At 41.1% G+C, this 20792-nt stretch carries 15 protein-coding genes and 1 tRNA gene; 12 read left to right on the plus strand and 4 right to left on the minus strand.

Annotated elements, in window-relative coordinates:
• Nucleotides 1-528 precede the first annotated feature (528 nt).
• The 6 genes from F824_RS0121395 (at nt 529) to lpxB (ending at nt 8174) form a co-directional block, all read left to right on the plus strand.
• Nucleotides 529-3591 carry a SusC/RagA family TonB-linked outer membrane protein gene (locus tag F824_RS0121395; RefSeq protein ID WP_019599989.1) on the plus strand — a complete coding sequence of 1021 codons (3063 nt, stop codon included), beginning with the start codon at nt 529-531 and terminating at the stop codon, nt 3589-3591.
• A gap of 13 nt (nt 3592-3604) precedes the next feature.
• The gene (locus F824_RS0121400; RefSeq protein WP_019599990.1) at nt 3605-5119 is read left to right on the plus strand and encodes a RagB/SusD family nutrient uptake outer membrane protein; all 1515 of its coding nucleotides are present in this window, start codon (nt 3605-3607) and stop codon (nt 5117-5119) included.
• A gap of 88 nt (nt 5120-5207) precedes the next feature.
• Nucleotides 5208-5615: a DUF4843 domain-containing protein gene (locus tag F824_RS0121405; RefSeq protein ID WP_236613210.1), complete on the plus strand. Its 408-nt coding sequence runs from the start codon at nt 5208-5210 to the stop codon at nt 5613-5615.
• A 63-nt stretch (nt 5616-5678) separates the two neighbouring features.
• On the plus strand, nt 5679-6341 hold the full coding sequence (locus F824_RS0121410) for a hypothetical protein (RefSeq protein WP_026333849.1): 663 nt from the start codon (nt 5679-5681) through the stop codon (nt 6339-6341).
• A gap of 147 nt (nt 6342-6488) precedes the next feature.
• Nucleotides 6489-6908, plus strand: coding sequence for a 6-pyruvoyl trahydropterin synthase family protein (locus tag F824_RS0121420; protein WP_019599994.1), 420 nt, complete (start codon nt 6489-6491; stop codon nt 6906-6908).
• Nucleotides 6909-7046: 138 nt separating this feature from the next.
• Nucleotides 7047-8174, plus strand: a complete 1128-nt coding sequence (gene lpxB / locus F824_RS0121425; RefSeq protein WP_019599995.1) for a lipid-A-disaccharide synthase — start codon at nt 7047-7049, stop codon at nt 8172-8174.
• Between the two features lie 69 nt (nt 8175-8243).
• On the opposite strand, the gene clpX is transcribed toward lpxB, so the two are convergent.
• The 4 genes from clpX to F824_RS0121445 form a co-directional block, all read right to left on the minus strand.
• Nucleotides 8244-9470 (minus strand): ATP-dependent Clp protease ATP-binding subunit ClpX, encoded by a 1227-nt coding sequence (gene clpX / locus F824_RS0121430; RefSeq protein WP_019599996.1) that lies wholly within the window; start codon nt 9468-9470, stop codon nt 8244-8246.
• 3 nt (nt 9471-9473) lie between these two features.
• On the minus strand, nt 9474-10145 hold the full coding sequence (locus tag F824_RS0121435; protein WP_019599997.1) for an ATP-dependent Clp protease proteolytic subunit: 672 nt from the start codon (nt 10143-10145) through the stop codon (nt 9474-9476).
• Nucleotides 10146-10222: 77 nt separating this feature from the next.
• On the minus strand, nt 10223-11551 hold the full coding sequence (gene tig, locus F824_RS0121440) for a trigger factor (protein ID WP_019599998.1): 1329 nt from the start codon (nt 11549-11551) through the stop codon (nt 10223-10225).
• Between the two features lie 111 nt (nt 11552-11662).
• Nucleotides 11663-11744: transfer RNA gene (locus F824_RS0121445), tRNA-Leu, on the minus strand.
• Nucleotides 11745-11880: 136 nt separating this feature from the next.
• On the opposite strand from F824_RS0121445, the gene F824_RS0121450 reads away from it, so the two are divergent.
• From F824_RS0121450 to F824_RS0121480, 6 genes are all read left to right on the plus strand, one after another.
• The gene (locus F824_RS0121450) at nt 11881-14103 is read left to right on the plus strand and encodes a RelA/SpoT family protein (protein ID WP_019599999.1); all 2223 of its coding nucleotides are present in this window, start codon (nt 11881-11883) and stop codon (nt 14101-14103) included.
• A 130-nt stretch (nt 14104-14233) separates the two neighbouring features.
• On the plus strand, nt 14234-14701 hold the full coding sequence (locus tag F824_RS0121455) for a Fur family transcriptional regulator (protein ID WP_019600000.1): 468 nt from the start codon (nt 14234-14236) through the stop codon (nt 14699-14701).
• Nucleotides 14698-15045, plus strand: a complete 348-nt coding sequence (locus F824_RS0121460) for an STAS domain-containing protein (protein ID WP_019600001.1) — start codon at nt 14698-14700, stop codon at nt 15043-15045. The genes F824_RS0121455 and F824_RS0121460 overlap by 4 nt, the downstream gene beginning before the upstream one ends.
• Before the next feature lie 531 nt (nt 15046-15576).
• A complete protein-coding gene (locus F824_RS0121470; protein WP_019600003.1) occupies nt 15577-16848 on the plus strand; it encodes an adenylosuccinate synthase in 1272 nt (423 codons plus the stop codon).
• A 155-nt stretch (nt 16849-17003) separates the two neighbouring features.
• The gene (locus F824_RS0121475) at nt 17004-19316 is read left to right on the plus strand and encodes a PKD domain-containing protein (RefSeq protein ID WP_236613211.1); all 2313 of its coding nucleotides are present in this window, start codon (nt 17004-17006) and stop codon (nt 19314-19316) included.
• Nucleotides 19316-20338, plus strand: a complete 1023-nt coding sequence (locus F824_RS0121480) for a PorP/SprF family type IX secretion system membrane protein (protein ID WP_019600005.1) — start codon at nt 19316-19318, stop codon at nt 20336-20338. The genes F824_RS0121475 and F824_RS0121480 overlap by 1 nt, the downstream gene beginning before the upstream one ends.
• Nucleotides 20339-20792 lie beyond the last annotated feature (454 nt).

Here is a 20792-nt window from a genome sequence, read left to right on the forward strand (position 1 = left end):
TCAAAAATAACCATGTCTATACATTATTTTTAAAATTATTACAACGCTTTATTAAAATTCTGCAATTTATGAATTGTTCAATTGAAATAAAGGGAAAATGGCGTTTAATCGCTATGTTTAGACTTTTCATTTCTTTGAGTTTTGAGTTTTCTGACTCTTTATTTAATTATATTTTAAAAAAAATAAATATAATTTATTTGATTTTTCATTTCAAAAAAGTACAATAATAATGATTGGATTATTTTTTAAAATTGTTTAAAAAAAATTGATTTATTTTTCTGGCGGTATTTAATTGTTAATGAAAGTTAAAAAAAATATTATTTTGTTTGCCCATACTTAATGACCTGTATTTTATTTTTTTTGACTGTTTATATTCTTTTTTACAAAATATTGTTCTTTTAAAGGTGATAAAACGTCAGGTTATACAATGTCTAAAACATCCGAACAGATATAAACTTTTTGTAAAATTTTGGATTATTAGAAGAGATTGGATAAAATTGAGATATCGTTAAACTAAAAAAAAATAAAATGAGGAAAGTTTTACTTCTTGGACTTATGCTTCTTTTCGCCAGTGCTGTTGCATTTGCGCAAAGTCGTGTAGTGACTGGAACGGTTACGTCCGCTGAGGATGGACAGCCGATTCCAGGTGCATCAGTCATTGTGAAAGGAACCACTACCGGTACAGCTACCGATTTAGATGGTAAGTTTTCAATCAATGTACCACAGGGCAACAATGTTCTTGTGTTCAGTTTTGTAGGATCGACAGCGCAGGAGGCCACTATTGGCAACCGTACGCAGATCAACATTGTATTGCAGCCGGATATCACCAGCTTGAGCGAGGTGATTGTAACTGGTTACGGTACGCAATTGAAAAGAGAGGTTACCGGAGCGGTTTCATCCGTGAAAGGTGAATTGATCGAAAACCTTCCGATGCAGTCATTTGACAGAGCTTTGCAAGGTCGTGCTGCAGGTGTACAGGTAAGATCATCCAATGGTCTTCCAGGTGGAGCAGTAAACATCCGTATTAGGGGTGTTGGTTCTATCAACGCAGGTAACGAGCCGCTTTTCATCATTGATGGAGTGCAGTTGAACAACGCATCCAACTCCAATTTTACCCAATCCAATCCACTTGCCTTTTTGAATCCAAATGACATCGAGTCAATGGAGATCTTGAAAGATGCAGCTTCTGCAGCCATCTATGGTTCACAAGCAGCAAATGGTGTAGTGATCATCACAACCAAAAAAGGAAAGCAAGGAAAAGCTAGATTTGAATTCAATGCTTTTGCTGGTCAGACTGAACCAATGAAATATTTGGACGTCCTCGGGGGCTCTGAATGGTACCAAATGAGAAGAGAAGCTTTCCAAAACTCAGGAAATGCTTCAGCCGAAGCGAATGCTTTGAATAACATGGGCGTGCTTCCTGCGAACTGGCAAACGCTTTCTCAAGCAGAGCTTGAGGCAATAGGAACGGGATTGCCTACCTATGATTGGCAGAGAGAAGTGATGGGAACTGGTCAACTTCAAAATTATGAGTTGTCTGTTTCAGGTGGAGATGAGAAGACTACATTCTTTGTTTCCGGTTCATACAACTACCAAGAGTCTTCTTTCAAGCCAGTGGATTTTGAAAGAGGAACCATCAGATTGGCTATGGCCCATCAGGCGAATGCGAGGTTGAAAATTGAAACAACAGTAAACCTTTCTACTTTCCAACAAAACGTTCCTTTCGCTATTGATGGTGCATTCTTGGGAAGTCCTGCATTTTCAGCTTCTGCAGTATTGCCACACAATGCGATCTACAATGAAGATGGTACTTACAATACAGCCATTAGAGGTGTTTTGGGACAAAACGTTGTCTTGGTTAATGATTACAATTCAGGTCTACAAAGAACCAATACGCTTGTTGGTAACCTCATTGGTACTTACAAAATAGCAGACAACCTTACCTTCAGGTCTTTGGTAGGTATTGACTATAGATTGCTTCAAGGAGACAGTTACCGCGATCCAAGGACTCCAGATGGAGCCGGTGTGAGAGGTAGAAGTTCTGTTCAATCCGATTGGAGAACACGTTTCATCACCACACAGACCTTGAACTGGAACAAATCGTTTTCTAATGTTCACAATGTTTCTGCCATCCTAGGTTTGGAATATTTGTCTGAAACAAGAGAAGGAATTTCTGGAGCAGGTATTGGTTTCCCAACTTTCCAATTCAGAACAATTCAGTCTGCAGCTACGCCTGAATCCATCTCAGGATTTTGGACTGGATACAGAAGAGTGGGTGGATTTATATCTGCAAACTATGATTACAATAAAAAATATCTGGCCACGGTAACGGCACGTTATGATGGTTCCTCACGATTCGGAGAAAACAACCGATATGGTCTTTTCCCTTCCATTAGAGTGGGTTGGTATTTGAAAGAAGAAAGTTTCTTGAAGGATTCAGAAGCAGTATCTGATTTGAAAATAAGAGCATCTTATGGTAAAACAGGTAATGATCAAATTGATAACTTTGGTGCAAGAGGTTTATATGGTGGAGCCGGAAACTATTCAGGTTTAGCAGGTATTCGTCCAGGTTCTTTGGCCAATTTGAATTTGGGTTGGGAATCTAATCTAACTTTCAACTTAGGTTTAGATTACGGTTTCTTCAACAACCGAGTTTCTGGAGCGATCGATGTGTTTGACAGAAGATCAAAAGACCTTTTGTTGGATCAGCCAATCCTTTGGACCAATGGTTTCGGATCAATCGCCAACAATGTTGGAGAGCTTCAGAACAAAGGTATAGAGGTTGAAATCTCCACTGTGAATATTGACCGAGGTGGTTTCAGATGGAATACTTCCTTCAACTTCACGTATATCAAAAATCAAGTGATCAGCCTATATGATGGCCTTCAGGCATTACCAGCCAATCCAGGAATCGCAGTGGGTCAACCTGTTGGTAATCCTCCTTTTGCAGGTGCACCAGCACCAGGTTCTTTCTTTGCAGCTGAATATGCAGGTGTAAACCCTGCCACCGGACGCCCAATGTGGTATGATATCAATAGAAACATCACGTACCTTCCTTTGGCTGCCGATAGAATTTACAATGGTTCTAACTTGTCTCCTTATTATGGTGGTTTGAACAATACTATTTCCTACAAAGGATTTGAATTAACGGCTTTTTTCACTTATGAATATGGAGCAGTTGTAGGAGATGGACAGTATAGCTTCCTTAGGGAGAACGGAACGCGTTTGGCACTTAACGCTTTGAGCGAAGTACATGACAGAAGATGGATGGAGCCAGGTCAAATCACGGATATCCCAAGAAACCTTACCACCAATGCAGGTAACGAAGTTAGGGGTGCTGGAAGAAACAGTGGTACAGCAGGTCTTTTGAAGGCAGACTTTGTGAGATTGTCCCAGTTGACATTTGCTTACAATTTTAAACCACAGACACTAAGAAGCCTTGGTCTTTCCAGTGCAAGAATCTATGCACAGGGATTAAATTTGTGGACTTACGCGGATTATCCGGGATATGATCCTGAATTCACTGGAGCAGGTACAGGTCAGATTCCATTGACCAAAAACTATACTGTAGGTATTAAAATTGGATTCTAAAAAAAGAATAAAGATGAAAAAAATAAGATTAATAAATAAAGTAGCGTTGTCACTGTTCTTTGCCGCTTCCTTGGTAATGACTTCTTGTGATGATCTGCTACAGGTGGATCCCCGGCAATCAATAGACGCCAGTGGAGCACTCAATACCCCAGATGCTGTTGATGCAGCCATCAACTCGGTCTATGCCAGGTTGAGACCCGTTTCCAATTATGGAAGAGACTTGTTGGCTCTTTCAGATGCTTTGGCTGACGTTGGACAAACCACCAGCAACAGTGGACGTTTGATCGGTGAAAACAACAACCAACCCAATTCACACTTCGGAGCAGGGTTATGGCAAAACAGTTATTTCGCCATCAATGAAGCGAATTTGATTTTAGATGGACTTTCCAATGTGCAAGGTGCTTCCCCAGCCCAATTGGCAAGGTGGGAAGGTGAGGCAAAATTCCTCCGTGCTTTGTATTACTTTGACTTGGTTAAGGTTTATTCCTATATCCCCACCGCGATTTATCAGCCTGGTGTGATTGATGAGGGTGGTATTCCTTTGGTTTTGGAAGGTGTAATCACTTCTGATGCTGCTTTTAACAGGAAATCTTCAAGAGCGACCATACCAGCTGTTTATGATCAGATCTACGCTGATTTGGAATCCGCTAAAACGTTGTTGACTTCAAGAGGAACACAATTTGCTTCTTCAGGGGCAGCTTCGGCTTTGTTGTCAAGAGTTGCCTTGTACAGAGGGGATTGGGCAAAATCAGTAGCTGAATCCACAGCCGCCTTGGCGAGTGCTGTAGGGTCTGTCCAAAGTGGTACAGGTTATGTGAATGGCTGGAAAACAGACATCAATCCTGAATCCATGTTCGAAGTTAGATTTTCTATCGCTGGCGAAAGTATTGGTGTTAACGAATCTCTTCAATCTACTTATTCCACTCTTTTAAATTTGACAAACAAAAATTCGCAGGGAGGATGGGGAGATTTTATCCCAAATGCTAGGGTTAGAGGTTTCTTTGGACTGACTCCGCTTTTAGTTGGTGGTTCTGCTACAGACAACAACAATTATGACGTGACCAGAAACGATGATATCAGAGGTTTTCTTTATACAACAGGTAACACTGTGAGAGGTGCAGGTCGTCAAATCGAAAGCATCAAGTTCCTCAGTAAAAATGGATTTGCTTATGGTGACAATATCCCTGTAATCAGAAAGTCCGAGATGCATTTGAACAGAGCGGAAGCCAATTATCAATTGAACAATGCGGCTGATGCTTTGGCGGAACTTAATGCTTTCAAAGGGCTAAGAGGTTTACAGCCGGTTGAGCTTACAGGTCAAGCGCTACTGGACGAAATCCTATTGGAAAGATTTAAAGAATTCGCTTTCGAAGGGCATCGTTTCTTCGATTTGAAGAGGTATGGAAAAGACATTGTGAAGACAACACCAAACGTGCTTCTTCCTTTTGATGATTTCAAATTCCTTCCTCCAATTCCTCAAAGAGAGGTGGATGGTAATCCTAACCTAAACCAAAACAGAGGTTACTAAAATTGATACAACTATGAAAAAAATACTTTCAATATTTTCACTGGTCTTAGTCTTTGCATTTTCATCATGCATTGAACAAAACTACCCTTTGTGGTCAGGCGCAGTGGTGGAATTTCAGGATGCAGTGGTAAGAGGCCCAGCAGCTGGAGTTACTTATCCAAGAATAACTGTAGCGAATACAGTTGGTACAGTAAACCTACAGGTAAACCTTGTGGGAGCTCATAGAACAAGTGATGAAACCATTACCTACACAGTAGTTCCAGAAGGAACCACAGGTGTTTCAGGGACTGATTTCACGGTGTCGGGCACTGCTGTCATTCCTGCCAATTCCAGTTTTGCTACAGTTGCGGTAACCATCCCCAACACTGGAGCGATCGGCGGTTCTGTTGACGTGCTTTTAGAGCTGGTTGGCAATGCTAACCTTGCGCCAAGCGAGAACCACAAGAGAGTTCAATTGAGAATTACGCGTCCAGCGCCACCAGCGCCAGGTGCTTAATTATTGCAAAATTTAGTTTGAAAAAAGGCCGATTTTATCGGCCTTTTTTTTTATTTTTAAAACATGAAGATAGTTAGTTTAGGATTGTTCGCGTTTTTGGTATTCTTCTCTACGAATACTGTTTTTGCTCAACTTAATTTATTGAAGGATGGCACCACAGGTATGCCAGTGTTGGCCAATCCCTATCCAGACATGAAAGGCTCGCCTTATGTTGGAGATTTTGAATTGGGTAAAATCATTTTTTCCGAGAGGGATACAGCAGAAAATTTGATGGTTAACTTCAATGCTTTCACCAACAAGCTGGAATATCGAATTGAGGGGGAATTGTTGGCATTGGACGCCAATAAAATTTTTGGGTTTGTGTTGAATGAAAAATCCAACCCATCGGTTTACAGATCAGGATATGCGATTCCTTCCGTAGGTCCGAATCGTTTTGTCGAGATATTGGTTGATGGGGAGTACACGCTGATCAATCACAAATTCAAAGTGATAATGGATGATTCAGGCGCCTCTTATGGCTCTCAGAGAGCGAAGGTATTTGAAGGCCGTGAACAACTGTATGTTGTCAAGGATGGAGAAGTGAAGTTGTGGAAAGCCAAAAAGAAAAATTTGGCAAGTATTTTTGGGCCGGATTATGAAAAGGTTTTGAGCTTGGAAAAGGATTGGAGTCTTGATTTGAGTAATCTCTCCGATGTCACACGATTGATAAAGGGATTGAATCTTTAAGAATTGAAAAGGGAAGCATTTTGCTTCCCTTTTTTGATGATAGAGGGATTATATGAGGAGATTTGCATTCTTTCTTTTGATTGGATGAATCCTTTTGCCATATAACCATCTTTTTCATTAATTTTGCCCTTTCAATTTCACTATTCAATGATACACGTTTGCAGAAAAGAGCATTTTAATGCTGCGCACAAACTTTGGAACCCAAACTGGACAGAAGAAAAAAACTTTCAAATATTTGGGCCCTGTTCCAATGTCAATTGGCATGGTCACAATTTTGAATTGATTGTCACTGTGAAAGGGCTTCCTGATCCTGAAACTGGTTTCGTCGTGGACCTGAAGCATCTGAGCACATTGATCCAAACTTTGGTAATAGAAAAAGTGGACCACAAAAACCTGAATTTGGATGTTGATTTCATGTTTGGGAAAATGGCCAGTTGCGAAAATCTAGTGATGGAATTTTGGAAAATATTGGCACCAGCAGTGAATCAAATTGTTCCCCATGGTAAACTTTACAAGCTGACGCTTTACGAAACGCCGAGAAATTTTGTGGAGTATTTTGGGGAATGATGCTTGTTGAATAAATACCGATTGAATATAATAAGTTTTGATTTTCGAATGGAGAGATCAAATCCCAAATAATAGCGTTAAGGAATAGATTGTACGGTTATTTTTCTAATTAATAAGCAGCTTCCATCAAGAAATAAAATGAAATACTATATCATCTCAGGTGAAAGATCCGGAGATTTACACGCTGCGAATTTAATCCAATCCCTCAAACATGTAGATGAAGAGGCTGATTTTAGGGGGATGGGGGGCGAATTATCCGCTGAACAAGGGATGTCCCTTTGTACCCACTATGATGAGGTTTCTTTGATGGGTTTCCTTGAAGTTGTTTTTGGATTCAGGAAAATTTTAAAATACCTAAGGCTCTTGAAGAAAGACATTCTGAAATTCAAGCCAGATGCACTCATCCTGATTGATTTTGGAGGTTTTAATATGAAAATGGCTGCTTTTGCCAAAAATCTTGGAATCCCTGTTCATTATTATATCCCTCCTAAGATTTGGGCTTGGAATCAGAAGAGAGCTTATAAATTAAAAGAAACAACCGACCAAGTATATTGCATCCTTCCCTTTGAAGCAGAATTTTTCAAAAAATTTGGTTTGGATGTACATTATGTTGGGAATCCATTATTTGATGAAATATCAAAATACCAACCCCATCCTTTTTTCCATCAAAAGAATGAGTTGAAATACCAACCCATTATTGCCCTCTTACCAGGTAGCAGGAAGCAAGAATTGAACAATATGCTTTCTGTAATGCTTAAAGTGGTGCCGAAATTCCCAAATTTTCAGTTTGTAATCGCTGGTGTGGATAATCTTGGGATTGACCTCTATGCTCCTGCGGTCATGGCTGGAATAAGGATTGTTTTTGACCAGACGTATGATCTATTGCATCATGCCTCTGCTGCCATCGTCACCTCTGGAACAGCTACTCTGGAAACAGCCCTTTTTAATGTTCCTCAGGTTGTAGTTTACAAAACCAGTTTTATCAGCTATGAAATAGCCAAGAGGGTCATCAAAATACCTTTCATTTCTTTGGTAAATTTGATTGCCGAGAAAGAGATAGTGAAAGAATTGATTCAGGACGATTTCAATGTGGATAGCCTATCCAAGGAATTAAGTCTGGTTTTGGCGGATTCTGTCCACAATGGAAAGATTTTACAGGGCTATAGCGAAGTAAAAAACACACTAGGGGACTTTAAAGCTTCGGAAACCACAGCGGGATTGATCTATGATTCCATAAAACATAAATCCACGAATGTTGTCCTTTGACAGGTATGAAAATGGGTTCATACATCTGTTTTTGACAACATCCGTGGATGTAAATTTATACTGGATTTTTTAGGCTACCTGGAGTTTTTTGAACTTGGATTTGTCGAATTGCTCCGCAGCGTATTTTTCATCGATGGTGAGTTCAGTGATTGTGTCATCAGAAGGCAATTCATACATTGCATCCGTGATGATGGCTTCGCAGATCGATCTTAAACCTCTTGCTCCAAGATTATATTCCACAGCCCTGTCCACAATATAGTCGATTCCGGATTCCTCGAAAACCAATTTCACACCTTCCATTTGCATCAACTTTTGATACTGCTTGACAAGTGCATTTTTAGGCTCTGTAAGGATGCTTTTTAGTGTCGCCCTATCCAATGGGTCTAGGTGTGTCACGACCGGAAGACGCCCTATCAATTCGGGAATCAAACCAAAGCCTTTCAAATCCTGTGCAGTCACATATTGCAGAAGATTTTCTTTGTCTACTGTTTTCTGTTCCGTGGGTTTATTGAAGCCGAGGGGTTGGGTGTTTAGCCTCTTGGCAATATGTCTGGTGATTCCATCAAATGCACCGCCACAGATAAACAGGATGTTTTCCGTATTGACGGCAATCATTTTTTGATCGGGATGCTTTCTGCCTCCTTGAGGTGGTACATTGACAACGGTTCCTTCCAAAAGCTTTAACAACGCTTGTTGAACACCTTCACCGCTTACATCTCGAGTGATCGATGGGTTGTCTGATTTCCTGGCAATCTTGTCGATCTCATCGATATAAACGATGCCTTTTTCGGCAGCTTCCACATTGTAGTCAGCCGCTTGAAGAAGTCTAGTCAGAATGCTTTCCACATCTTCACCAACATAACCCGCTTCAGTCAGGACAGTGGCATCAGCGATGCAGAAGGGCACCTCAAGGGTTCTGGCCAAAGTTTTTGCCAAGTAGGTTTTTCCAGTGCCAGTTTCTCCAACCATGATGATATTGGATTTTTCAATCTTGATTTCCTCCTCGTCGTTTTGCTTCTGTCCCAATCTTTTATAATGGTTGTATACCGCTACAGTCAGGACTTTTTTGGCATCAAACTGCCCAATAACATACTGATTCAGGTATTCTGTCAGTTCCTTGGGCTTTTTGAGCTTGAATTTGGAATTTTTGGTTGGTTTTTTGGTCTTTTCCTCTTCGCCCAAAATCTGGTAGGCCTGGTCGATACAGACATTGCAGATGTGCGCGGAGATTCCAGAAACCATAAGATCTACGTCTTTCTTGTTTCTGCCACAGAAGGAGCAGGTTACTTGCGCCATTATTTATATTTTTTTGATCAATACTTCATCTATCAAGCCATATTCCTTGGCTTCTGGAGCTTTCATCCAATAATCTCTATCTGAATCCCGCTCTATCTCCTCATAGGTTTTGCCTGTGTGGGTTGCGAGGATATCGTATAATTCCTGTTTCATGGAAAGGATAAGTTTCAAGGAAATTTCCATGTCCTTGGATTGGCCTTGCATGCCGCCTGAGGGCTGATGGATCATCACCCTGGAGTGCTTCAATGCCGATCTCTTGTCCTTGGCACCACCAGCCAACAAAACCGCACCCATCGAAGCTGCAATACCTGTACAGATCGTTGCTACTTCAGGGTTGATATATTGCATGGTGTCATAAATCCCCAATCCAGCAGTAACTGAACCACCTGGGCTGTTGACATAAAGCAATACATCTTTTTTTGAATCCGTAGACTCCAAAAACAACAATTGAGCGGTGATGATATTGGCTATAAAATCGTCCACTTGGGTTCCCAAGAAAATGATACGGTCCATGATCAATCTGGAAAACACATCGATTTCCCTGAAATTCGTTGGTCTTTCCTCGATTACCGATCGGGTCATTCCATTGATGTGGGTTTCATATTGGTCAAACGCGTTTCCGCTGATGCCTTGATGGTGAACTGCGTATTTTCTGAATTCGTCTCTGTTGATCATCTTGTTTTCTTTTGTCGTTTGCAAAAATAAAAAAAGTCCTAAATGAAGGACTTTTTGTTAACGATTTTATTTGGAAATTAGTTTTCCAAAAGTTCTTTGAACTTGTCAATGGAGACAACTTCTTCAGTTAAGTCTATCTTTTCTCTAGCGAAATCCAAAACCTTATCGTTTTGGACCGAAGTCATCAATTGCATGTAGTTCTGGCCTTCGTTGCCTTGAAGGTAATTGTTGACAAACATATCCATGCTGTCTTCCATTTGTGCTCCAAGTCCTGATGCAGAGAATTGTTGCCTGATCATTTCCTTCGTTTTTTCGATCACATCCTCATGTTCCGCTTTGATTTCATTGTCTTTGGCAATCTGATTGGAGATCAAGGACCATGTCAATTGTTTTGCGTAAATCGGAAATTCTTCTTCGACTTGCTCTTCGGTAACCTTGCCTTCGTTGGCTTTGAGTAACCATTCCTTTAAGAAGGTGTCAGGAAGTTCAACTGAAGTACTAGCAACCAAAGCTTCTTTGATTTTTTCGTCGTTGAATACCTTTGTTTCCTTGTTGTAATTGTCAAAAAGAACGCTTTTTATTTTTTCCCTGAAAGCAGTTTCAGAATCTACTACGTCCGGGCCAAAGACCTTGTCGAACAATTCTTGATTGAGTTCAGCATTTTCAGTTCGGTTGATGTTCTGAACGGCAAACGTGAATTTCCCGGTGATTTGCTCAACTTCCTCTTCCGTAATGTCCAGAGTACTGGATAATTCTTCCTTGATGGCTTTTGCTGGCTCAAATTCGATTACAGCTCCTTTTTGGACGCCGATAAAATCGCCTAAAGACTTGCTGTCAATTTTGGAAAGGGGAAGGGAAAGAGTTTTTTCAAAAGATCCATCCACAGCTTTCAGATCGCCGTAAAGGAAATCATTCTCCTGGCTGATCTCTGGATTGGTCATTTTACCGTATTGACGGCTCATGTTTTCAATGGCATCCTGAACAACTTTGTCATCCATCTCCACAGTATAGGCAGTGGCATGTATTTTTTTGTCCAAACTGATTTTGATATCTTCTACAAAACCGATTTTATATTTGAATTCAAAGTCTTTCTGGCTTTTCCAGTCGATTTGTTCTGCTTCCTCTATAAGAGGCAAAGGATCGCCTAAGATTTTGAAATCTTGGGCTTTGATGAATTCGTTCAGGGATTTGGTAAGGATGTCGTTGATTTCATCCACCAAAACCGAAGTACCATAAAGTTTTTGCACCATGGAAATAGGCGCTTTACCAGGCCTGAAACCTTTGATGCTGGCTTTTCTGGCGTAGTCTTTAACTTTAGCGTCAACTTGTGGTTGATAATCTGCCTCATTTAGCTTAATTTTAACTGAAGCCTGATTTGCTGATTGCTTGTCTAGTGTGATTTCCAAGGTGGTATGATTTAATGTGTATTGAACTAAAAACCCTCAATCTCTAGTCTCAATTCGTCTTGCCTTTCGGCTTCGATCTGAATCGGAATCGTGATTGAGGGTCTTTTAATGTGCGGATAGAGGGACTCGAACCCCCATGCCTTACGGCGCTAGATCCTAAGTCTAGTGCGTCTACCAATTTCGCCACATCCGCTTGTGTAACGTGGATGCAAATGTAAGAATGAATTCCATGATTTCAAATTTCAGCAAGAATAATTCTTAAAATAAAAGAAAAATAAATTTATCGGCCTCCGTTATATTAGTTTTGGAATTGTTTTACATTAGAGTATATGATACAAGTAGATTTGGAAGAAGAGAGGAAAGAGATTTTGAAACGTTACAGAAGGCTGTTGAAGATGGCAAAGCCAGTCCTCAAATCCGGTGACGCCAAAATCATCAAAAAGGCCTTCAATGCCTCCAATGATGCCCACAAGGAAATGAGGAGGAAGTCTGGAGAGCCTTATATCTATCATCCCTTGGAAGTGGCGCTGATTTGTGTAGAGGAGATTGGTCTGGGGACTACCAGTATTGTTTCGGCGCTTTTGCATGACGTGGTTGAAGATACGGATTGGGAACTTGAAGACATCGAGCGTGAGTTTGGGCCCAAGGTGATGCAGATCATTGATGGCCTGACCAAGATCTCTGGGGTTTTTGATTATGGATCTTCCCAGCAGGCAGAGAATTTCCGAAAAATGTTGCTTACCCTTTCGGATGATGTCCGTGTGATTTTGATCAAGTTGGCCGACAGGCTGAACAACATGCGGACCTTGGACAGTATGCCAAGGCACAAACAGCTGAAGATCGCCTCCGAAACCATGTATTTATATGCGCCGTTGGCCCACAGATTGGGCCTTTATGCCATAAAATCAGAGCTAGAAGACTTGTACCTGAAATATACAGATACGGAAACCTATCAGTTTATTATCAATAAAATCAATGAGACGCGGATTTCCAGGAACAAATTCATCAAAAGCTTTATTGCTCCCATCGAAGAGGAATTGGAAAGCCAGGATTTTAAATTCACCATAAAAGGCAGACCAAAATCGGTTTTCTCCATCTACACCAAGATGAAGAAACAAAACATTCCCTTTGAGGAGGTTTATGATCTTTTTGCCGTCAGGATCATCATTGACAGCAAGCTTGAAAACGAAAAAGCGGATTGTTGGCAGGTGTATTCCATTGTCACCGATTTTTATAGACCAAACCCTGATCGGTTGAGGGATTGGGTCAGTACGCCAAGGGCAAATGGATATGAATCCTTGCATTGTACCGTGATGAGCAGCAGTGGCCAATGGGTGGAAGTTCAAGTGCGAACCGAAAGGATGGATGAAATTGCAGAAAGGGGCTACGCTGCCCACTGGAAATATAAAGAAAGGGATTCCGTCACAGGCAAACACAATAGGGGACTTGATTCATGGATTACCCAAGTAAGAAGCCTTTTGGAGTCAAACAATGGCTCTGCGATTGAATTCATGGATGACTTTAGGGGAAACCTTTTCCATGATGAGGTTTTTATTTTTACACCAAAAGGGGATCTGAAAGTCCTTCCCTTTGGAGCGACCGCCTTGGACTTTGCGTTCGAAATCCATACCGAAGTCGGGACCAAGTGCATTGGCGCAAAAGTGAACCAAAAGCTGGTTCCCATTAACCACAAACTGAAAAACGGTGATCAGGTTGAGATTTTAACTTCCAACAAGCGAAAACCTGCCGAAGATTGGCTGGGCTATGTGATCACTTCCAGGGCCAAAGCGAAAATCAAGGAGGCCCTACGAGAAGAAAAAAAATCCTCAATCTTGGATGGGAAAGAAATTGTCCAAAGAAAATTGAAACAGATGAAGATGGAAGTCACTTCCGAAGTCATCGAACAATTGAGGGCTTATTTTGAAACCAAAACAGCGAATGAATTTTACCATAAGGTGGGTAAGGGTATTATCGAGCCCACTTCCATCAAAAGTTTTAAGGAATTCAAAGAAATAAAGAAACAGAAAAGTAAGCCCTCCTTAGAAAAAATGAGGGACGAATCAAGCTTTACCAAGGAAATCAAAAACCTAAAAGGTTCTGATCATGAGCAGTTGCTGATTGGTGAAGACATGGATGTGGTCGATTATGTCCTTGCCAAATGTTGCAACCCGATTCCCGGAGATGATGTTTTTGGTTTTGTCACCATCAATGAAGGCATCAAAATCCATCGTACCTCCTGTCCCAATGCGCTGGAATTGCTGTCCAACCACGGCAATCGGGTAATCAAAGCCCGCTGGACCAGCCAGCAAAAAATAGCGTTTTTGGCCGGATTGAGAATTATCGGTACGGACAGGGTAGGCTTGATCAATGATGTGACCAAAGTGATCTCAAATGAATTGAAAGTGAACATGCGCTCGATCACGGTGGATTCGGACAGTGGGATTTTTGAGGGAACGATAAAATTGTATGTCCATAGTACCCAGCATCTTGAGGATTTGATGCAGAATCTATCGAAAGTGGAAGGGATAATAAAAATAACAAGATTTGATTAAAATCAGTATAAATAGCAAAACCGATGAGTGAATCTTTAATCCCCACTCCTTAACAGTGAACAGATTTCCATGCAGAAAGGGATGAATCAATTTCCATTGGGAACAGTTATATTTGGAAAAACAACAATACATGGCCTTAAACGAAACCTTGTTTGAAGAGGTAATAATCATTTTTACAGCTTATCTCGAGAACAAAAAACTCCGAAAAACACCTGAAAGATATGCCATCTTGGAGGAGATTTATGGCAGAGGGGGGCATTTTGATGTCGAATCGCTTTACATCAGCATGAAGAACAAGAATTACCGCGTAAGCCGTGCGACCGTGTACAATACCCTTGATCTTCTGGTGGAGTGTGATCTTGTCACCAAGCATCAGTTTGGAAAAAATCTTGCCCAATACGAGAAATCCTACGGATACAAGCAACATGATCACCTGATTTGCACCACTTGCCACCAAGTGATGGAGTTTTGCGATCCCAGGATTCAAAACATTCAAAATACAGTCGGAGAAATCCTTGAATTCAAGGTCATTCACCACTCCCTTATACTTTATGGTAATTGTATTAAAGAAATTTGTGAAAACAGAAAAGATATATGAAGCTAGCGTATCAAATTGAAAAGGAGGATAAAACCTATTACTTACATCTTCAGGGCGACTTGATCGGGGACGAGATAGGACCGAAATTGGTGGAACTGGTTTCCGATGCAGTCAATGAGAAGGTTATGAATTTTGTCGTCGACCTAAGTGAAGTAAGGTACATCAGTTCAAGTGGAATCGGTGTGCTGATCACGATGCTTACAAAAATGCGAAATGCAGGAGGGGAAGTTTTTCTCGTCTCGCCTTCAGAACATGTTAAAAAACTGCTCATCATCACCAAATTGAACAATATTTTCACTGTATTCGACTCAATGGGAGAAGTTAGGGCTACTCTGATTTCATAATCCATACACTTAAGCAAAAGAAACATTACCGTTGTCTCAATAAATGGCGTGCTGGATCAAGGATGACCTAGTATAAGTTGGGAAGTCACAGGGGCGCTGGTTGAGTAGGATTTTGTTTAAGTGTCGGGGCTTTGGAAAGGTTGCCTTAATCAAGCACTTTCTGCAGATCTATATGAAACTTTTAATTGGCGAAGTATAAATCACACCATTTGATATTTAGAGATGTTTTACATTCAATTGGATAAAGTGGGAGAGGGTAATCTGACAGACATTGAGCCAGACTTAAGCACTTTCTAATTTTAGGATGAAAGAAAGGCTATTTTTTAAGGTAAAGAAACAAGTAATTAAAACAGGATTTATTACTATTCCGGAAAATTGATTTTTGATTGCATTTTAACCGGAAAAGCATCGCTTTGGGCAAGCCATAGGCAATTGGAATAATAAATCCCCTGTTTTCCTTGCAATTAATTAACCTTCTTCCAACTTTTACGCCTCAAAAAGGCATTAATGAACAAGTTTATTTTATAGGAAATGAAAATGGATATTCTTTTAGGACTGCAATGGGGTGATGAAGGTAAAGGCAAGGTTGTGGATGTACTTGCCCCAAAATATGACGTAGTCGCAAGGTTTCAGGGAGGTCCAAATGCTGGACACACATTGGAATTTGATGGAATCAAGCATGTACTGCATCAGATACCCTCAGGTATTTTCAGACAAAAGTTGATCAATATCATCGGAAATGGTGTGGTGCTGGATCCCGTGGTCCTGAAAAAGGAGATCGAAGGACTTGATAAATTCAATATCGTTTTTCAGGAAAACCTTTTCGTATCCAAGAAAGCCACTATTATTATTCCTACCCATAAACTTCTGGACGCGGCATACGAAAAGTCCAAAGGAGATAAAAAAATAGGTTCCACATTGAAAGGGATAGGTCCGACTTACCAAGACAAAATCGGAAGGGTAGCTTTGCGGGTTGGAGATATCCTTTCCGGTGATTTCAGGGCCAAATACGATGCCTTGGTCGCAAAGCACAAAACCACGCTTTCATTTTATGATTTTGACATCAGCCAACTTCCGGAATTGGAAACCACGTTTTTTGATGCGATTGAGTTTTTCAAAAAACTGAATCTTATCGATAGCGAATACGTCGTCAATGAATTTCTTTCCAGTGGAAAAAAAGTGCTTGCCGAAGGTGCCCAAGGATCTTTGTTGGATGTGGATTTCGGGAGTTATCCATTCGTGACCAGCAGTTCTACCATGGCAGCAGGTGCTTGCACCGGACTTGGAGTAGCCCCTTCCCGAATTGGTGAAGTCTACGGGATTTTCAAAGCATATTGTACCCGCGTAGGCAGCGGTCCGTTCCCAACGGAACTTTTCGATGCGGATGGAGAAGCCATGCGCAAGGAAGGAAATGAATTTGGCTCCACCACTGGAAGGCCAAGAAGATGTGGTTGGATAGATTTGCCTGCGCTTCGCTATTCCATCATGATCAACGGGGTCACCCAACTCTTTATGATGAAGGGCGATGTGCTCAACATCTTCGAGGAAATTAAAATTTGTACCCATTATGAATTGGCTGATGGGACTAGAGCTGATAAATTGACTTACGAACTGAACGAGCAGGACGTCACGCCAATCTATACCACTGTAAAAGGATGGTACACTTCCCTTGCCAATGCCACTACTTTTGAGGAATTCCCAAAGGAACTGAAGGATTATGTTTTCTTCCTAGAGGCAGAACTCGGCGTGCCCATCAAAATGGTTTCCGTCGGACCTGATAGAAAGCAAACGATTTTAAGATAAATTATATCTCTTTTAAAGGCCCCAATTGAGTTGAATTGGGGCCTTTTTTTATTTTTAGGGAATTTGGTTACTTTGGGATGTTTTATTTTCATCCCATAACTATTTTACGATAGACCTAAATGTTATTTCCGAGAGTCAAAAGCAGGTTTTTTTTATTGTTCACGCTTTTATTTTCATGCTTTCTGTCCCAGACCAAGGCCCAAATAGGATTTCCCTATTGTGAATCCTTCCAGGACAATTCGGCCCAGTCCACAACTGTTTTTGGGGGAGATGCAAGCCTCACCTCAGGTGTTTTGAGATTGACAAACAATCAGATGGACCAAAATGGATACGTCTATATAGACATCCCTTTTTCATCCGTCTTCGGAATCAAAACTTCCTTTGAGTATTTTAGTTATGGTGGTTCTGGAGCAGATGGGCTCACGGTATTCTTATTTGATGCAAATACGCCGAATTTTGCACCCGGTGGATTTGGTGGTTCCTTGGGATATGCACAAAGGAACCAAGATGCCGGATTGACAAGGGCCTACCTGGGAGTCGGGTTTGATAGTTTTGGGAATTATGGCAATTCATCCGAAAATAAAAATGGAGGATTTCCGGGTGGTTCTGGTTTGCTTCATCCCAACAGTGTTGTGATCAGAGGTCCCGGAAGTGGTTCATTGGGCTATGCATTTATAAATGGGAAGAAAACCAATAGTGTTGGACCGTTTGGATTTGGGGCTGGTGAATTGTTTGAGTTGAGTTCGGGTGGAATAGGCACCACGAGAGTGACGGATCCAAATGTCCCCGGGTATAGGAAGGTGATCATGAGTCTTGATCCCAATCCGAATGGTCCAGGATTTTTTTTGACAGTTCAAATGGAAGTGACTACTTCTCCGGATACTCCGAGGATGATGACCATTTTTGAAAACGTACCCTATTTGTTTGATGCACCCAAAGATCTTAAAATTGGTTTTTCCGCCTCTACAGGCGGCATGACAAATTTCCATGAAATCAGGAACATAGTCGTTCAAGTGGCCAACGATGAAAATCTCTTAAATCCCATTGGGGAAAATATTGCAGACAAGGCATCTTGTGAAGGACAGGAAAACACGTATGAAATAAAATCGTCGGATGTGAATTTACCCAATGAAAATTCAACAATCGGGTGTCTCCAGCTTTTTGCATCCTTCGAGGACATCATCTCTGAAGAAGAAGATTTCTGTTCGCAGGGGAAATGCAAACAAGAGAATAGGGAATTGGTTTTGCCTCAGGGAACCTTCAGGGCATCGGATGAGGGAGGTAAATTCACGTTTTTCCCAAATTTCGGGTTCAGGGACGAGGAAGTCATCGTTTATTATACCATTACCGATAGTTATGGAAAAACTTCTGCGGGCAATTCCATCAAGCTCTTGATTCAGGAATCCCCAGAACCGGTGCGGATTCAGGTGAAGGGTTTTCCGGAAGGGGTTTCAGAGGTCAGGTTTTGCGAAAGCGAGGTTTTGGAATTGTTGGCTGTGGGCAATGAAGCCTATGTGAAATACGAATGGTTCAAGGATGATGAATTGATTCCGGGTTCGGACGCTGCTTTGCTCGCGATTGATGTTGCTGGCAATTATCAGGTGATTGCTTATAATTCAAAAGGCTGCCCTACAGATTCGGGAATAATGAAATTGATCAATCCACCCCTGCCTCCTCTTTCCCTGATGGATCCCATGGTAGGTTGTGTGCCCGGAATACCATTGGATATAAGGAGTGGAATAGAAGGATACAATGATGAATTGTTTGACTATGAATTGGAAACACAGGAAGGAGAAAAACTGATCAATGAAGAAATGGGTCAAATTCTACTTTCGGGGACCTACTCTCTGCGGATCAAAAACAAGGATCTTTCCTGCTGGTCAGCACCGATTGCTTTTGAGGTTATTTTGCTGAAAGAGAAATTGGTCACCACATTTGACTATGAAATTGAGGGTTTGGGAATCAAGGATGATGCGGGTGGTGGGATTTTTATGGATGATCCCATTCGGTTCAATTCGCAATCAATCGGTGACCCCGTTCAATGGTTTTGGGATTTTGGTGATGGAAATGCCAGCACGGAACCTTCCCCGGTTCATGTATATGGTAAAAAAGGAGTTTTTCAAGTGTCCCTGACGATTACCAATGCATTTGGTTGTGAAGATGTTTTTGAATTGGACTTGCCTATTACCAAATCATATAGAATCATGTTCCCAACCGGTTTTACCCCTGCAAGCATGGAAAACCAATTTTTTCGTCCAAAGACCAAAGGCATTGTCAAAATGGAATTGTTGGTATTCAATCTTTGGGGAGAATTGATTTTCAAATCCGAAGACTTGAATTCCCTTGGATGGGATGGGCGTAAGAATGGAGAATTGGCACCGGTGGGAAACTATGTTTACCGCGTTAACCTTGAATCCATCGATGGGGAGAAGATTACGGAAAGCGGAAAATTCACTTTGATAAGATAATGGTTCGGAAAAGGATTTTGATTATTTGCCTTGTGGTTATTGGATTTCCCTGTTTTTCCCAGGATCTCCAGTTTTCCCAGTTCTATGCTTCTCCTTTGTATTTGAATCCCGCCTTTGCTGGGAGTTCCGAATTGACTAGGGTAGGGGTGAATTTCAGAAACCAATGGCCGGGTCTCGACAGGTCCTTCATTTCCTATTCTGCGTATCTAGATCATTTTATTGCTGGAAAAAACAGTGGAGTTGGAATTGTGGTGAACGGAAGTAGGGAGAGCCTTTCAAATCTTCAAAGCATGGAGGTTGGATTGTTGTATTCCTATAGGCTTCGCTTGGGGCAATCCAGATATCTCCATTTTGGCACACAGGGGAGCTTTGTCTCCAGATCGGCAAATTTTGAAGAAGTTGTTTTTAGTAGTCAGTTGGATATCGATAGGGGCACGATCGATGGGGGGAATGGAACCTGGGCTCCTGAGGATGGTAACAAACGGTTTGCAGACTTCAATGCCGGCTTGTTATATTATCAAGACAGGTTCTGGTTGGGGGCTTCTGCCCATCATCTTACCCAACCCAATATTTCCTATCTCGGAAATGATCTCAATAGGCTTCCCATTAAGTATTCATTGCATGGAGGGGTTCAATTTAAGCTCCCATCTGGCTTTATCAATGATTATTTCAATAATTCCCGTCAGGAGCGGACATTTTCTGTTGCTTTTAATTACAAACAACAGGGAATCTTCAACCAATTGGATTTTGGAACGGAGTTGTATTTCGAGCCGCTTATATTAGGGTTGTGGTACAGAGGCATTCCCACAAAGAATATGCTGCCCAATAACGAGGCCTTGATAGCAGTGCTGGGCTTTTCCCTTCCGAATGGGTTGGATATGGGCTATAGTTATGATTACACCCTATCCAAGTTGGGATGGAGGAATTCAGGAGGGGCACATGAAATTTCCATGAGGTATTCTTTCAATTTTGCCGATCCTGCAGGTAAATCCCGGTCGGTACTGCCAAGTTTCAAGTATTGAATTGCGGATTTGGTAACCCCATTCGTTTTTTGCGGTTGATAATCAGGGTAGTTTGGCTTTTTTTTAGATTATTTTCAATGTGTGAATTGTGATTTAAGAAAAGAGTTGCATCTTTGCATTCCCAAAAGAGGGGATCAAAAGCTAAAAACATAAGATTGTTTCGTTTACAATTGGTAAGTTGCCGGATTCAAGAAGAAAATATTTTATTTTTAATTATTAAGAAATAAAATTCTAAATATTAAAACAATTTGTTTACCTTTACAACCCGCTTCGCAAGGAAGGGTTTAATTTGAGATTGAAATTTTGGAAAACGATTGGTTTTGGATTGCTGGAGCTGGTTTTTTGGAGGAAGGATCGGGTTTTCGGGCCTGGAAATTTTTTCAAAAAAACATCAACAAGTTCAGACAAATTGTTTACCTTTGCAACCCGCTTGAAAACGAAGAGTGGAAAAGAT

The sequence above is a fragment of the Rhodonellum psychrophilum GCM71 = DSM 17998 genome (genome assembly GCF_000381545.1).
In the GTDB taxonomy this organism is placed as follows: domain Bacteria; phylum Bacteroidota; class Bacteroidia; order Cytophagales; family Cyclobacteriaceae; genus Rhodonellum; species Rhodonellum psychrophilum.

Coding starts and splice junctions, on each gene's coding strand:
- F824_RS0121395 (WP_019599989.1), top strand. CDS start 529: ATGAGGAAAGTTTTACTTCTTGGACTTATGCTTCTTTTCGCCAGTGCT.
- F824_RS0121400 (WP_019599990.1), top strand. CDS start 3,605: ATGAAAAAAATAAGATTAATAAATAAAGTAGCGTTGTCACTGTTCTTT.
- F824_RS0121410 (WP_026333849.1), top strand. CDS start 5,679: ATGAAGATAGTTAGTTTAGGATTGTTCGCGTTTTTGGTATTCTTCTCT.
- F824_RS0121420 (WP_019599994.1), top strand. CDS start 6,489: ATGATACACGTTTGCAGAAAAGAGCATTTTAATGCTGCGCACAAACTT.
- lpxB (WP_019599995.1), top strand. CDS start 7,047: ATGAAATACTATATCATCTCAGGTGAAAGATCCGGAGATTTACACGCT.
- clpX (WP_019599996.1), bottom strand. CDS start 9,470: ATGGCGCAAGTAACCTGCTCCTTCTGTGGCAGAAACAAGAAAGACGTA.
- F824_RS0121435 (WP_019599997.1), bottom strand. CDS start 10,145: ATGATCAACAGAGACGAATTCAGAAAATACGCAGTTCACCATCAAGGC.
- F824_RS0121450 (WP_019599999.1), top strand. CDS start 11,881: ATGATACAAGTAGATTTGGAAGAAGAGAGGAAAGAGATTTTGAAACGT.
- F824_RS0121455 (WP_019600000.1), top strand. CDS start 14,234: ATGGCCTTAAACGAAACCTTGTTTGAAGAGGTAATAATCATTTTTACA.
- F824_RS0121460 (WP_019600001.1), top strand. CDS start 14,698: ATGAAGCTAGCGTATCAAATTGAAAAGGAGGATAAAACCTATTACTTA.
- F824_RS0121470 (WP_019600003.1), top strand. CDS start 15,577: ATGAAAATGGATATTCTTTTAGGACTGCAATGGGGTGATGAAGGTAAA.
- F824_RS0121480 (WP_019600005.1), top strand. CDS start 19,316: ATGGTTCGGAAAAGGATTTTGATTATTTGCCTTGTGGTTATTGGATTT.